Origin of the sequence: Rhizobium terricola, assembly GCF_012927355.1 — a bacterium.
Classification (GTDB): domain Bacteria; phylum Pseudomonadota; class Alphaproteobacteria; order Rhizobiales; family Rhizobiaceae; genus Allorhizobium; species Allorhizobium terricola.
In genome coordinates this window covers 1,416,345-1,430,225 of record NZ_JABBGK010000001.1, presented here as the reverse complement: position 1 = coordinate 1,430,225, position 13,881 = coordinate 1,416,345, and the positions used below count along the sequence as shown (strand labels likewise).

At 63.7% G+C, this 13,881-nt stretch carries 14 protein-coding genes; 11 read left to right on the top strand and 3 right to left on the bottom strand.

The features are described 5' to 3' along the window. Window positions 1–91: 91 nt before the first annotated feature. The 6 genes from tatB (at window position 92) to HHL25_RS06790 (ending at window position 6,088) form a co-directional block, all read left to right on the top strand. Window positions 92–733: a Sec-independent protein translocase protein TatB gene (gene tatB, locus HHL25_RS06815; protein WP_169588480.1), complete on the top strand. Its 642-nt coding sequence runs from the start codon at window positions 92–94 to the stop codon at window positions 731–733. Further along, window positions 730–1,557 carry a twin-arginine translocase subunit TatC gene (gene tatC / locus HHL25_RS06810; RefSeq protein ID WP_169588478.1) on the top strand — a complete coding sequence of 276 codons (828 nt, stop codon included), beginning with the start codon at window positions 730–732 and terminating at the stop codon, window positions 1,555–1,557. The genes tatB and tatC overlap by 4 nt, the downstream gene beginning before the upstream one ends. A gap of 104 nt (window positions 1,558–1,661) precedes the next feature. Next, window positions 1,662–2,945 carry a serine--tRNA ligase gene (gene serS / locus HHL25_RS06805; protein ID WP_169588476.1) on the top strand — a complete coding sequence of 428 codons (1,284 nt, stop codon included), beginning with the start codon at window positions 1,662–1,664 and terminating at the stop codon, window positions 2,943–2,945. Window positions 2,946–2,961: 16 nt separating this feature from the next. Next, window positions 2,962–3,735 (top strand): 5'/3'-nucleotidase SurE, encoded by a 774-nt coding sequence (surE, locus tag HHL25_RS06800; RefSeq protein WP_169588474.1) that lies wholly within the window; start codon window positions 2,962–2,964, stop codon window positions 3,733–3,735. Window positions 3,736–3,743: 8 nt separating this feature from the next. Beyond that, window positions 3,744–4,385: a protein-L-isoaspartate(D-aspartate) O-methyltransferase gene (locus HHL25_RS06795; protein WP_390624498.1), complete on the top strand. Its 642-nt coding sequence runs from the start codon at window positions 3,744–3,746 to the stop codon at window positions 4,383–4,385. Window positions 4,386–4,528: 143 nt separating this feature from the next. Next, window positions 4,529–6,088: a LysM peptidoglycan-binding domain-containing M23 family metallopeptidase gene (locus HHL25_RS06790; protein ID WP_169588471.1), complete on the top strand. Its 1,560-nt coding sequence runs from the start codon at window positions 4,529–4,531 to the stop codon at window positions 6,086–6,088. 58 nt (window positions 6,089–6,146) lie between these two features. Here the strand turns inward: HHL25_RS06790 and HHL25_RS06785 are convergent, their stop codons facing one another. Then, window positions 6,147–7,019, bottom strand: a complete 873-nt coding sequence (locus HHL25_RS06785; protein WP_169588469.1) for an ATP-binding protein — start codon at window positions 7,017–7,019, stop codon at window positions 6,147–6,149. Window positions 7,020–7,231: 212 nt separating this feature from the next. Between HHL25_RS06785 and yajC the strand changes: the two genes are divergently transcribed. The 5 genes from yajC to HHL25_RS06760 all read left to right on the top strand — a co-directional run bounded on the left by yajC (window position 7,232) and on the right by HHL25_RS06760 (window position 12,019). Next, window positions 7,232–7,582: a preprotein translocase subunit YajC gene (yajC, locus tag HHL25_RS06780; RefSeq protein WP_169588467.1), complete on the top strand. Its 351-nt coding sequence runs from the start codon at window positions 7,232–7,234 to the stop codon at window positions 7,580–7,582. Window positions 7,583–7,648: 66 nt separating this feature from the next. Continuing rightward, window positions 7,649–10,201: a protein translocase subunit SecDF gene (secDF, locus tag HHL25_RS06775; RefSeq protein ID WP_169588465.1), complete on the top strand. Its 2,553-nt coding sequence runs from the start codon at window positions 7,649–7,651 to the stop codon at window positions 10,199–10,201. A 2-nt stretch (window positions 10,202–10,203) separates the two neighbouring features. After that, complete coding sequence (locus HHL25_RS06770) at window positions 10,204–10,605, top strand: Mth938-like domain-containing protein (RefSeq protein ID WP_169588463.1); 402 nt, start codon at window positions 10,204–10,206, stop codon at window positions 10,603–10,605. A 16-nt stretch (window positions 10,606–10,621) separates the two neighbouring features. Further along, on the top strand, window positions 10,622–11,476 hold the full coding sequence (locus tag HHL25_RS06765) for a phytoene/squalene synthase family protein (RefSeq protein WP_169588461.1): 855 nt from the start codon (window positions 10,622–10,624) through the stop codon (window positions 11,474–11,476). A gap of 81 nt (window positions 11,477–11,557) precedes the next feature. Then, the gene (locus HHL25_RS06760; protein WP_169588459.1) at window positions 11,558–12,019 is read left to right on the top strand and encodes a hypothetical protein; all 462 of its coding nucleotides are present in this window, start codon (window positions 11,558–11,560) and stop codon (window positions 12,017–12,019) included. Between the two features lie 34 nt (window positions 12,020–12,053). Here the strand turns inward: HHL25_RS06760 and trmFO are convergent, their stop codons facing one another. Next, window positions 12,054–13,463, bottom strand: a complete 1,410-nt coding sequence (gene trmFO / locus HHL25_RS06755) for a methylenetetrahydrofolate--tRNA-(uracil(54)-C(5))-methyltransferase (FADH(2)-oxidizing) TrmFO (RefSeq protein WP_169588457.1) — start codon at window positions 13,461–13,463, stop codon at window positions 12,054–12,056. Between the two features lie 149 nt (window positions 13,464–13,612). After that, window positions 13,613–13,756, bottom strand: coding sequence for a DUF1127 domain-containing protein (locus tag HHL25_RS06750; RefSeq protein ID WP_169588455.1), 144 nt, complete (start codon window positions 13,754–13,756; stop codon window positions 13,613–13,615). Window positions 13,757–13,881 lie beyond the last annotated feature (125 nt).

The following is a 13,881-nucleotide window of genomic DNA, read 5'->3' as shown; positions in this document are numbered from 1 at the left end:
GGGCACGGCAGTATGTCAGGTAGTTTGGACGGAGCGGCCGCTGTCAGAGCCGCGACGCACCTTCCGGAAAATGGCGTCAGGAGCCCGTTGAATGCTGGATGTTGGCTGGACCGAGTTGCTTGTCATCGCGGTGATCCTGATCGTCGTGGTCGGTCCGAAGGACCTGCCGCCGATGATCCGCGCTTTCGGCAAGATGACGGCGCGCCTGAGGCGGACTGCCGGCGAGTTCCGCGCCCAGTTCGATGAAGCGTTGCGCGAGGCGGAACTCGATGACCTCCGCCAGTCGGTCGAGGACGTTCGCCGTCTCAATCCGACCAACTCGCTGCGCGATGCCATCAATCCGCTCCGCCAGATGGGCAACGAGATCAAGGCTGACCTGCAGAAGGCGGCCACGCCGCCGGCGGCACCCGCCGCGGCAGCGCCAGCCGCTCCTGCGCAGGAGCCCGTTGCAACAAGCCTGCCCGACATGCCGTCGGCTTTGGTCGGCGTCCCGGCCGATCTCGTGCCCGCGACATCCGATCCTGCGGCCGCTCCGGTGAAGACCGCCAAGGCTGCGCCGCGCAAGACAAAGGCTCCGGCTGCCGCCAAGGCAGAGCCCGCGTCCGCTAAGGCCGCCGCGCCGGCCAAGGTGACACGCGCCAAGGCGAAGGCCGGCACTGCCGAGCCTGCGGCGGACCAGAAAGCTGCGGCCCCGAAGAAACCCCGTAAGCCGAAGAACGAGGAAACCGCATGAGCGGCGATATCGAAGACAAGCCGCAGCCGCTCATCGAGCATCTGATCGAACTGCGCTCGCGCCTGATCTGGGCGATCGGCGCGTTCTTCGTGGCTTTCATCGTCTGTTTCTATTTCGCCAAGCAACTCTTCAACCTGTTGGTCGTGCCCTACAAATGGGCCGTCCTCTGGGCCGGTCTCGACCTAAGCAAGGCGGAACTGATCTATACGGCGCCGCAGGAATTCTTCTTCACCCAGGTTAAGGTCGCCATGTTCGGCGCTTTCGTCATCGCCTTTCCGATGATCGCCGCGCAGATCTACAAGTTCGTGGCACCCGGCCTCTACAAGAACGAGCGCCAGGCCTTCCTGCCGTTCCTGGTGGCCTCGCCGATCCTGTTTTTGCTCGGCGGCGCGCTAGTCTACTTCTTCTTCACCCCGATGGTCATGTGGTTCTTCCTCGCGATGCAGCAGGCACCGGGCGAGGGGGACGTGGCTATCTCTCTGATGCCCAAGGTTTCGGAGTATCTGAGCCTCATCATGACGCTGGTCTTCTCCTTCGGCCTGGTGTTCCAGTTGCCGGTGGTGACCACGCTGCTGGCCCGCGTCGGCCTCTTGGAAAGCGGTTGGCTGGCGGACAAGCGCAAGTATTTCATCGTCGTCGCCTTCGTGGTCGCCGCGGTGCTGACGCCGCCCGACCCGATCTCCCAGATCGGCCTTGCTTTGCCGACGATCCTTCTCTACGAGGTAGCCATCTATGCTGCGCGACTCGTGGAACGTCGCCGCGCCACCGATTCCCGCGTGGCGGCGGGCGAGGCCGACCAGAAGGGCGAGCAGGACGACGCATAACGGCGCCGTCCGTTCTCCTCCACTCCCGAGCATGCATCCATGGGGCCGGACAGGGCACCCGCCAGGTCCGATCCGACGATCACGACAAATGACCTGGAACGACGATGCTTGATATCAAATGGATCCGCGACAATGCCGAAGCCCTCGATGCCGCGCTGGCCAAGCGTGGCGCGGAGCCGCTGGCTGCCAGCCTGATTGCCCTCGATGAGAAGCGCCGCTCCGTCGTCCAGTCCCTGCAGGACATGCAGGCGCGCCGCAATGCCGCCTCCAAGGAGATCGGCGCGGCGATGGGCAAGAAGGACATGGAGCTTGCCGAGAAGCTGAAGGCCGAGATAGCCCATTTCAAGGACGTCATGCCGGGCGCCGAGGAAGAGGAACGCCAGCTGACCGCCGAATTGACGGACCAGCTGTCGCGCATTCCCAACATTCCGCTCGAGGACGTGCCGGTCGGCAAGGACGAGCATGACAACGTGGTCAAGCGGGTCATCGGCCAGAAGCCCGGCTGGAACCATCCGGCCAAGGAACACTACGATCTCGGCGAAGCGCTCGGTTACATGGACTTTGAGCGTGCCGCCAAGCTCTCCGGCGCGCGCTTCACGGTTCTGACCGGCCCGCTCGCCAAGCTTGAGCGCGCGCTTGGCCAGTTCATGCTCGACCTGCACACCACCGAGCATGGCTATACCGAAGTTTCCTCGCCGCTGATGGTCCGTGACGAGGCCATGTACGGCACCGGCCAGCTGCCGAAGTTCGCCGAGGATTTGTTCAGGACTACGGATGGCCGCTGGCTGATCCCGACCGCCGAAGTGACTCTGACCAACCTGGTCTCGGGGGAGATCCTGGAACAGGAAAAGCTGCCGCTGCGCTTCACGGCGCTCACCCCGTCCTTCCGTTCGGAAGCCGGTTCCGCCGGCCGCGATACCCGCGGCATGCTGCGCCAGCACCAGTTCTGGAAGTGCGAACTCGTGTCGATCACCGATGCCGAGAGCGCGATCGACGAACACGAGCGCATGACGGCCTGCGCCGAAGAAGTTCTGAAGCGACTCGGCCTGCATTTCCGCACCATGACGCTCTGCACCGGCGACATGGGCTTCGGTTCACGCAAGACCTATGACCTCGAGGTCTGGCTGCCAGGCCAGAACACCTATCGCGAGATTTCGTCCTGCTCGGTCTGCGGTGATTTCCAGGGCCGCCGCATGAACGCCCGCTATCGCGGCAAGGACGGCAAGGGAACGACCTTCGTCCACACCCTGAACGGCTCGGGCACCGCCGTCGGCCGTGCGCTGATCGCCGTCATGGAGAACTACCAGAACGAAGACGGATCCATCACCGTTCCGGACGCGCTGCTCCCCTATATGGGCGGCATCACCAAGATCGAGAAGGCGGCCTGAGGTCGGGAGGATCCGAATGCGCATTCTCCTTACCAACGACGACGGGATCCATGCCGAAGGTTTGGCCGTGCTGGAACGCATTGCCCGCAAGCTTTCGGATGACGTCTGGATCGTTGCGCCCGAGACGGACCAGAGCGGGCTTGCGCATTCTCTGACGATTTCCGAGCCGCTCAGGCTGCGGAAGGTGGCAGACAAGCGCTTTGCCCTGCGCGGCACACCGACCGATTGCGTCATCATGGCTGTTCGCGAGATACTTCCGGAAAAGCCCGATCTCGTCCTGTCCGGCGTCAATGCCGGCGGCAACCTCGCCGACGATGTGACATACTCGGGAACGGTCGCCGGAGCCATCGAGGGCACGCTGCAGGGTGTCCGTTCGATCGCGCTCAGCCAGCTCTACGATTACACGAACGGCGGACGGGTCATCCCCTGGGAGGTGGCCGAGACGCTGGCACCCAAGCTTCTTGCCCAGTTGATTGCGGCAGAGCTTCCGGCCGGCACCTTCCTGAACGTCAATTTCCCGCGCTGCGCGCCATCCGAGGTACAGGGCATCGAGGTGACGTCCCAGGGCAAGCTCGACTTCGGCCTCGAGGTCGAGGAACGCGCCGATGGCCGCGGCTTTCCCTATTACTGGCTGCGCTTCGGCGATCGCGGCAGCCGCTTCCGCGAGGGGACCGACCTTCAGGCGCTCAAGGAAGACAAGATCTCGGTCACCCCGCTCAAGCTCGACATGACCGACTACGCCGCCCAGGACAGCATTGCCCGGGCGCTCGGCTTCGGGGTCTCCGGTTGAAGTCCGCAATGGTGGAAAAGGAGGGTTTCGCGGCCCTCGTTCTGCGGCTCCGGTCCGAGGGGATCAACGATCTCGATCTCCTGACCGCCGTCGAGCAGACGCCGCGCTCCCTCTTCGTTCCGCCGCAATACGCAGATCAGGCCTATTCGAGCCGTTCGATCCCGATCGAATGCGGGGCTTTCATGGAGGGGGCCGACCTGGCGGTCCGCCTGCTCGCTCATCTTCACGTAAAGCCCGGCCAGCGGGTTCTAGAAATCGGCACCGGAAGCGGCTTCATGTCGGCCGTGCTCGGCCGCTTGTCCGAGCGGGTGATGTCTATCGACCGCTACAAGACGCTCGTCACCGCGGCGCAGCGCCGGCTCGACAATCTTGGACTTCGCAATGTCGTGTTGCGTCAGGCCGACGGCAGTCATGGCCTGACGGGCGAGGGTACCTTCGACCGTATCCTTTCGACGGCGGCCTTTCCCACCATGCCGCGCTTCTTTGCCGAACAGCTGGTTTCGGGCGGCGTATTGCTTGCGCCGCTGATGACGGGCGAGGAGAGCTGCATCATCGTCCGCCTGACCAAAACCGGCAGCCGCTTCGACCGGGAGGACCTGTTCGAAGTGCCTTATCTGCCGCTCGTTCCGAAGATGGCATCGTTCCTCTGATCGCTTGCGAACGGCCGGTCTGCGGGGCCGAATGTTCGCCCTCTCGAAAATAGTTCACGGCGATTCCAGTCGGTTAACTGACCAGTAACACTAACGCGCTTTAATCATAACCACATCAAGTTGCGTAATATGTGGGTCGAGTTATGCGTAAGAGTGTATCGCCGAAATCCGGAATGCCCGTCGCCCGAATCCTTGTGGCGATGTTGCTCGCAAGCGCGGCCACCGGCTGCAGCTCTGACGCCTCGCGCTTCAGCTCCGTATTCTCCACTGACAATATCTCCACCGCGTCCATTCCGCGGCGCAGTGTCGTGGAGCAGCCGGTCCCGTCCGCTACGATCGGTGGTGGCCAAGTCGCGAGCCAGCCGGACTACACGAATCGCCAGCAGGCGATGAACCAGCCTTATCCGAGCCAGCCGGGCTATCAGCCGTCGTCGGTTGCCCGCGGTGCCGCAACTCCGGTTTCCGTGCAGCGCGCCGAGCTCGCTGCCCCGACCGGTGCTGGGCCTGCAACAGACAAGACCGCCGAACGCGCCGCCGCCCTGGCGCAGCCGTTCCCGGCTGCTCCGTCCGGCCAGCAGACCGCCGCTCTGGCGCGCCCAACGGCTGGGGATGATCTGACGACCGGTTCCACCGCCACGCAGAATGGCTGGTCAACCGGCAAGGCCGCTGCCCGCGTCACGCTTCGTCCGGGTGAGACGATCGCCAGCCTTTCGAAGCGCTACGGCGTGCCGGAGCGCGAAATCCTCAAAGCCAACGGCCTGACCCATTCCTCCGACGCGGCGGCCGGCCAGCTGGTCATCATCCCTAACCTTTCCGGCCAGACCAATGCTGCGCGGGCCGCGGCCAATGCCTCCGGCCTTCCTGATGGCAACGGCAAGCCGATGCTGCCACAGTCGCCGGAACAGAACGTCGCCGTCCTGCCGACGGTGCCGACCTCGCGTGACAAGTCGCAGGCTCCGGCCTCCAGCGCAACCGGCAAGGCTGTTGCCGGGGCAGGCGAAGGTGCGGCTCCCGGCACCTATGTTGTGAAGCCCGGCGATTCGCTCAACAAGATCGCCAAGGCGACCGGTACGCCGATCGACAAGCTCAAGGCTGCGAATGGACTGACGTCCGCGAACATCCGCGTTGGCCAGGCCCTCAAGATCCCCGCTGGTGGCTCTGCCGCCCAGACGGCCTCCGCTCCGGCGACCGATCCTCTCAAGACTGCGACGATCCCGACGGCCAAGAGCGACAAGGCCCCCGCAGGCTACAAGGCGCCGGCCGCAACCCAGTCGGTCAGCGAAGTCGCCTCCGTCGACACCAAGGAATCGGCACCGGAAGCAACCGGAATCGGCAAATACCGCTGGCCGGTCCGCGGCGCGGTCGTCGCCGGCTACGGCGCCAATGTCGAAGGAAAGCGCAATGACGGCATCGATATCTCGGTCCCCGCCGGCACTCCGGTCAAGGCTGCCGAAAACGGCGTGGTCATCTATGCCGGCAACGGCCTGAAGGAACTCGGCAACACCGTTCTGGTTCGCCATGACGACGGCACCGTCACTGTCTACGGCCATGCCGATGCGCTTTCGGTTCAGCGCGGCCAGAAGGTCCAGCGCGGCCAGCAGCTCGCCACCTCCGGCATGAGCGGCAACGTCAAGCGCCCGATGCTCCACTTCGAGGTCCGCAAGGATGCGACCCCGGTCAACCCTATGACTTTCCTGGAATAGGTATTGCGTCCCAGGCAAGCGACGAAAAGGCCCGGAAACCCCGGGCCTTTTCTCGTTTTCAGGCGCGGTTCATCGAGATTCGGAGGCGACCGGCTAGATCCTGGATATACTGCCAGGCCACGCGGCCCGACCGGCCCCCACGCGTGGTCGCCCATTCCAGCGCCTCTGCATGCAGGCTTTCACGGTCCAGCGGCAATTCGAAATGCGCGGCATAGCCGTCGATCATCGCAAGATAGTCGTCCTGGCTGCATTTGTGGAAACCGAGCCAGAGCCCGAAGCGATCCGACAGCGAGACCTTTTCCTCGACCGCTTCCGACGGGTTGATCGCCGTCGACTGCTCGTTCTCCATCATGTGGCGGGGCAAAAGATGGCGGCGGTTCGATGTGGCGTAGAAGAGAACATTGTCCGGGCGACCTTCGACGCCCCCGTCGAGCGCGGCTTTGAGCGACTTGTAGGCGGTATCGTCATGATCGAAGGAGAGGTCGTCGCAGAAGACAATGACACGCTGCGGCGTGTCCTTCAGGATGTCGAGAAGGACTGGCAGGGAGGAAATGTCCTCACGATGCACTTCGATGAGCTTGAGCGACACACCGGTCTGTGCGCGGACATCGGCATGGACCGCCTTGACCAGAGACGACTTGCCCATGCCGCGCGCGCCCCATAGCAGCACGTTGTTGGCCGGAAATCCTTCCGTGAAGCGGAGCGTGTTCTCATGCAGGATGTCGCGGACATGGTCCACGCCCCTGATGAGCGACAGCGCCACGCGATTCGGCCGCTTCACCGGCTGCAGATGCATGCGGGCCGGAGCCCAGACGAAGCAGTCGGCCGCCGACCAGTCGTTTTCGATCGGTGCCGGTCCGGCAAGCCGCTCGACCGCCAGGGTCAGGCGGCGCAGTTCGGCGAGCAGTTGCGCGTTCAAGTCGTCGGACATCGAAACCTCCTCGGCGCGCAAGAAATGCAGTCCGGACACGCGCCATTTTACCGGCGGGTAGCATGGCCTTTTGGCAGCCGAAAGGGTAAGAGGCTCTAAATCGGTACGCAGGCCCGCTGTTTCTGTTGCATTCAGGGCCTTCGTCACTATATTCCGGCGACCTGATGCGGGGGCAAGGCTGCCCGCTCACTTTGCAGTCTAGGGAGTTTTCCATGTTCGTTACGCAAGCCTTCGCCCAGGACGGCGCCGCAGCAGCTGGCGGTGCCTTCGGTTCTGGCCTCGAGATGCTGTTTCTTTTCGCGCCGCTGATGCTGATCTGGTATTTCCTCCTGATCCGCCCGCAGCGTCAGCAGATGAAGAAGCGCACCGAGACGCTTGCCGCTATCCGTCGCGGTGACCAGGTTGTCCTCGGTGGCGGCCTCGTCGGCAAGGTCAGCAAGGTGATCGACGACAACGAACTCGAAGTCGAGCTCGCCGAAGGCGTGAAGGTCCGCGCGATGCGGAGCTACATTGCCGAAGTTCGCGTTAAGGGCGAGCCGGTCAAGACCGAAACGGCCGCTTGAGTGTTCCAGCGACCGGCACTGCCGGTCGCTTCTTTCTGATGGCCTTCATCTGAATTCGAGAGTTTCATGCTGTATATTTCGCGCTGGAAGACGATCTTCATTTGGCTCACGGTCTTCGTGAGCGTGTTGGTGGCGTTGCCAAACCTCTTCAGCGACGAACAGCTCGCAAAATTCCCGTCATGGCTTCCGACCAAGCAGGTGACCCTCGGTCTCGACCTGCAGGGCGGCTCGCACATCATGCTGAAGATCGAGCGGGCCGACATCGTCAAGGAACGGCTCGAAACGACTGTGGGTGACATTCGCGCCACCCTGCGTGACGCCGGCGTCCGCTACACCGGCCTGTCCGGCGTAGGCCAGCAGGTGCAGGTCCGCATCACGGATGCCGACAAGGTCGAGGCTGCCAAGGAGGCGCTCGCCAGCTTGACGCAGCCGGTCAGCGCCGGCGGCTTGACGGGCGGCACGATCCAGGAAATCACGCTCCAGGAAGACGGTACGCTTCTCCGCTTCAACCTGACCGACGCGGGCATCGACTATCGCTCATCGTCGGCATTGACGCAGTCGATGGAAGTCGTGCGCCGCCGCGTCGACGAGCTCGGCACCACCGAGCCCATGATCCAGCGCCAGGGCACCGACCGCATCATCGTTCAGGTTCCGGGTCTCCAGGATCCGCAGCGCCTGAAGTCGCTGCTGAACCAGACCGCCAAGCTTTCCTTCCACATGGTCGATGCGAGCATGCCGGTCACGGAAGCGATCAACGGCCGCCCGCCGGCTTCCTCGGAAGTTCTCTATTCGCAGGACGATCCCGCCGTTCCCTATCTCGTTGAGAAGCGCGCGCTTGTTTCCGGCGAAAATCTGGTGGACGCGCAGGCAAGCTTCAATCAGCAGACCAACGAGCCGGTCGTCACCTTCCGCTTCGACAGCAAGGGCGCCCAGCGCTTTGCCCAGGCAACGCAGGAAAATGTCGGCCGCCCCTTCGCCATCGTCCTCGACGATCAGGTGATCTCGGCTCCGGTCATCCGTGAACCGATCATCGGCGGTTCGGGTCAGATCTCCGGCAACTTCTCGGTCGAGGGCGCAAACGATCTCGCCGTGCTGCTTCGTGCCGGTGCTCTGCCCGCTACCTTGACCGTCGTCGAGGAGCGCACCGTCGGTCCGGGCCTCGGCCAGGACTCGATCAACGCCGGTATCTTCGCAAGCGGCATCGGTGCGATCTTCGTCGTGGTCTTTATGCTCGGCTTCTACGGCACCTTCGGCGTGATGGCCAATATTGCGCTCGCCGCCAACGTGGTGATGATCCTTGCTGTCCTGTCACTGATCGGCTCCACGCTGACCTTGCCCGGCATCGCGGGTATCGTCTTGACCATGGGCATGGCGGTGGACTCCAACGTTCTCGTCTACGAGCGTATTCGTGAAGAGGTGAAGAGCGGGAGGTCATTGGTCCAGTCGATCGAGACGGGTTTCAACAAGGCCTTCGCGACGATCGTCGATGCCAACCTGACGACGCTGATCGCGGCGCTCGTGCTGTTCTTCCTTGGCTCCGGTCCGGTTCGCGGCTTCGCCGTGACGCTCGCCGTCGGTATTGTCACCACCGTCTTCACCGCTTTCACCATGACCCGCTGGCTGATGGCTGTCTGGTTCCGCTGGCGCCGCCCGAAGCACTTGCCGAAGGGTATTCGCACCGGCATCTTCGATACGCAGAACATCCGCTTCATGGCGATCCGGCGCTACACATTCGCTGTCGCCGGTGCATTGTCTCTTGCCTCGCTGATCGCCTTCACGACCGTCGGCCTCAATCTCGGCATCGACTTCCAGGGCGGTTCGATCATCGAGGTCAAGGCCCGCAGCGGCGCCGCAGACATCGGCGATATCCGCGACCGCTTGAGCGAGCTCAATCTTGGCGAAGTGCAGGCCCAGGGCTTCGGCGATCCGTCGAGTGTGCTGATCCGCATCCAGGCCCAGGAGGGTGGAGAGAACGCCGAACAGTCGGCGATCACCATGGTGCGCGGCGAGCTCGAGGACGCCTATGAGTTCCGCCGCGTAGAGGTGGTCGGTCCGGCCGTTTCGGGAGAACTGACCCAGACGGCCACGATCGGTGTCGCCGTGTCGCTGCTCTTCATCCTGATCTACATCTGGTTCCGCTTCGAATGGCAGTTCGCCCTCGGCTCGATCATCGCGACGCTTCACGACGTCATCCTGACGCTCGGCCTGTTCGTGCTGCTCGGCATCGAGTTCAACCTGACGAGTATCGCGGCGATCCTGACCATCATCGGCTATTCGCTGAACGACACAGTCGTCGTTTACGACCGAATGCGTGAAAACCTTAGACGCTACAAGAAGATGCCGCTCGATGTGTTGATCGATACCTCGATCAACCAGACGCTGTCGCGTACCGTTCTGACCGGTTCGACGACGTTGCTGGCCCTCGTCGCGCTCTATCTCTTCGGCGGCGAGGTCATTTCATCGTTCACGCTCGCCATGCTCTTCGGCGTTCTCGTCGGCACCTTCTCGTCGATCTACATCGCCGCGCCGATCCTGATCGCCTTCAAGCTGCGTCCCGATGCCTTCCAGAAGGAAGAGACGGAAGCGGCGCGTCCGGTATCCGGCAAGGTCGAGGCCTGAGCATGGCGCTCGGGCCGTCCGGCAAGGGCATCGTCGTTCGGCAGGCGCATTTTCCGGGCCGGGCTCCGATCGATGCCTATGGCGACGGCGGTTTTCGCTTTGCCGACATGTCACATCGCGGTTCGCTCCTGCTTCTGCCCTCCGGCATCTACGGATGGGACATGGAGGAGGGGGCCGCGCTGACGGTCGACAAGTTCCTCCGGGTACTCGACGACTCCTCCGGCATCGAGGTCCTCCTCGTCGGCACGGGCAGGCAATTGCGTCCGATCCCGGCCGAACTGAAGGCAGCGCTCAAGGCCAGGGGCATCGCCAGCGATCCGATGGGCACCGGTGCGGCGGTTCGAACCTACAACATCATGCTTGCCGAGCAGCGGGCGGTTGCCGCCGCCCTGGTTGCCGTGTGAAGCCGGGATACGGGTCTTGAGCGAAGCCTTGACTGCCAACCAGCATCTGGCCCTTTCCGGCCTGCGCGACACGGATCGCGACCGCTATCTCGCCTGCCTGCTCACGCCGACGGAGAAGCGCGGCGCGGTTGCCGCGCTCTATGCCTTCAATGCCGAACTCGCCCGTGTCCGCGACGTCGTGCGCGAGCCCCTGCCGGGCGAGGTGAGGCTGCAATACTGGCGCGATCTCATCGCCGGCGCTGCGCATGGTTCGACCGAGGCGAACCCGATTGCCGCGGCGCTTCTGGAGACCATCCGTGCGCACCGCTTGCCGACGGCACCGCTGGTTTCCATGATCGACGCGCGGGTGTTCGACCTTTACGACGATCCGATCGAGACGACGGCGATGTTCGAGGGCTATGCGGGCGAAACGGCTGCGGCGCTCATCCAGCTGGTGAGCCTCGTTCTCGATCCCGGCGCGGCCGCATGCTCCGCCACGATCGCCGGTCATGCCGGCGTGGCTCAGGCGATCGCGGGCGCCATCCTGCTGATGCCGGTCCACCGTGCCCGCGGCCAGGTCTACCTGCCGCTTGAGATTCTCTCCGCCACCGGCCTTGACCGCGAGAGCTTCCTAGCCGGAGGGGACCGAAACCGGATCTCGGCGGCCGTCGAGGCGTTTGCCGGGCTGGGACGTGATCATCTCGCAAAGGCGCGTGCCGCCGGTCCGATCCCCAAGATCCTCGTGCCGGCCTTCCTCCCGGTCGCGCTTTCCGAGGCGGTGCTCGTCGCAGCGGGGAAACAGGGATCGTCCGTGTTTGACAGCCCGCCGAGGCTGGCCCAATGGCGCCGTCAGCTGAAGCTCCTCGGAGCGGCGATCACCGGCCGGATTTGACTGCCGCCAAATTCGCGCAAGCCTCGTATACTAGAAATGTCCGGAGGGCCGGGTTGGACCGATCCCCATGGGAGATAGAGTGTGGCTGCGATCACTTGGGCGCTGATTTTCGGACTGGTTGTTGTGTTCGCCTATTTCTCGACGCGCATTGCCAAGCGCTCGAACGACGAAGGCCTGCACGACACTGGTCTCGCCATCGTTGAATTTGGCCGCGCCTTCCCCAACGAAGCCATTCGCAGTCTGCATGTCACCGCGGACGGCCGTGCCGTGTTCGTGCGCCTGCATGACAACAAGGCCGGCTTCATGCGCAACATGCGCAGCCACTATGCCTGCCACCTGATCGAACCCGGTACCGTCCGGGTGCGCCAGTCGGCGAACGGTCGCGGCTTTGCCATCGAATTTCTCGATGCACCCTTCCACAATGGGGAATACACGTTCGCAAGCCCCGCGGAAGCTGCCGAGGTTTCGCTGTGGCTGCTCGGAAACTATGTGAGCAGTGCGGAGCGCGACTTCGCCGGCGCTCCGCCACAGCCCAGCGTCTGACACGCATCGGCGCGTCGTCAGGCGGGGTACCCGTTCAGGCGAGGTCGAGCCACGTCCGGCAATCGGAGAGCGCCCGTTCGGCCATCAGCTGGCGCTTCATGATCGTCTTGTCCTTGCCACGGAAGCGCTTGATACCCTCCGGCTTGACGATCGAACCGGGAGCAAGCTCCGGAAACAGGCCGAAATTGATGTTCATCGGCTGGAAGGAGCGCTTGCCCGGCTCCTCGTCACTGACGAGGTGGCCGCCGGTGATGTGGTTGAGGAGCGAGCCGAGTGCCGTCGTTGCAGGCGGCAGGCGAACGTCCTCGCCCTTGCTATCGGCTGCGGCGAAGCGGCCGGCGAGCAGGCCGATCGACGCACTTTCCACATAGCCTTCGCAGCCGGTGATCTGGCCGGCGAAACGCAGGCCCGGCCGGCTCTTGAGCTGCAGCGACGGGTCAAGCAGCACCGGTGAATTGATGTAGGTGTTGCGGTGCAGGCCGCCCAGCCGGGCAAATTCCGCGTTCTCCAGGCCGGGGATCATCTTGAAGATCTCCGACTGGGCGCCGTAGCGCAGCTTCGTCTGGAATCCGACCATGTTGTAGAGGGTGCCGAGCGCGTTGTCCTGCCTGAGCTGCACGACCGCATAGGCCTTGACCGTCGGATTGTGCGCGTTGGTCAGGCCCATCGGCTTCATAGGTCCATGGCGCAAAGTCTCGCGGCCCCGTTCGGCCATGACCTCGATCGGCAGGCAGCCGTCGAAATAGGGGGTGCCTTCCCATTCCTTGAAGCCGACGGTGTCGCCGGCAATCAGGGCGTCGATGAAGGCATTGTACTGCGCCTCGTCCATCGGGCAGTTGATGTAGTCCTTGCCGGTGCCGCCCGGCCCCACCTTGTCGTAGCGGGACTGGTACCAGCAGACATCCATGTTGATCGAATCGCGATGGATGATCGGGGCGATGGCGTCGAAGAAGGCGAGCGCATCCTCGCCGGTTTCGGCGCGAATGGATTCGGCAAGATCCGGCGATGTCAGCGGGCCGGTCGCTATGACGGAAAGGCCCCATTCCTTCGGCGGAAGCCCCGTCACTTCCTCGCGGACCACGGTGATCAGCGGATGACCGTCGATGGCCGCGCTGACGGCATCGGAAAAGCCGTCGCGATCGACCGCAAGCGCGCCGCCGGCCGGGACCTGATGCTTGTCGGCGCAGGCCATGATCAGCGAACCGGCGAGGCGCATTTCCGCATGGATCACGCCGACCGCATTCGATGTCGCGTCGTCCGACCGGAACGAGTTCGAGCACACGAGCTCGGCAAGGCCGTCGGTCTTGTGCGCATCCGTGCCGCGCACGCCGCGCATCTCGTGGAGGATGACCGGGACGCCGGCCTGTGCGATCTGCCAGGCGGCTTCCGAGCCGGCGAGCCCGCCGCCGACAACGTGGATGGGGGATGTGGAGATTTTCGTCATGGGCGGCTCATTAGCATGAGCAGGCCCGCCGGCCAATCATTTATGGCACCCGTCGGCCCGGCGAGAGGGGCGGGATCGTTGCGTATGGCCGGAATCAAAAACGGCACCCGAAGGTGCCGTCTCCAAACTTTGCTGCTCGACGTCCGCTATTAGCGGAAGGAGCGCGAAGCGATGTTGCGGATTTCGTAACGGGTGATGCCGATGTCGGAGAGGGCCTGGTTGGACAGGTTGCCCAGTTCGGCCAGCGTGCGGCGGTAGCTCATCCAGTTCTTTGCAATGCGGATCGGGTTCATGGTCGTTTCCTCGGGTCAAATCTTGTGCGCCGATCTTGTGGTTCTCTCCACATCAGCGATTGACCGCTTTATACGCTCGTAAAACAAGATTGTGCAGTGCAAATAATGAGCGACTGCTATGCAAA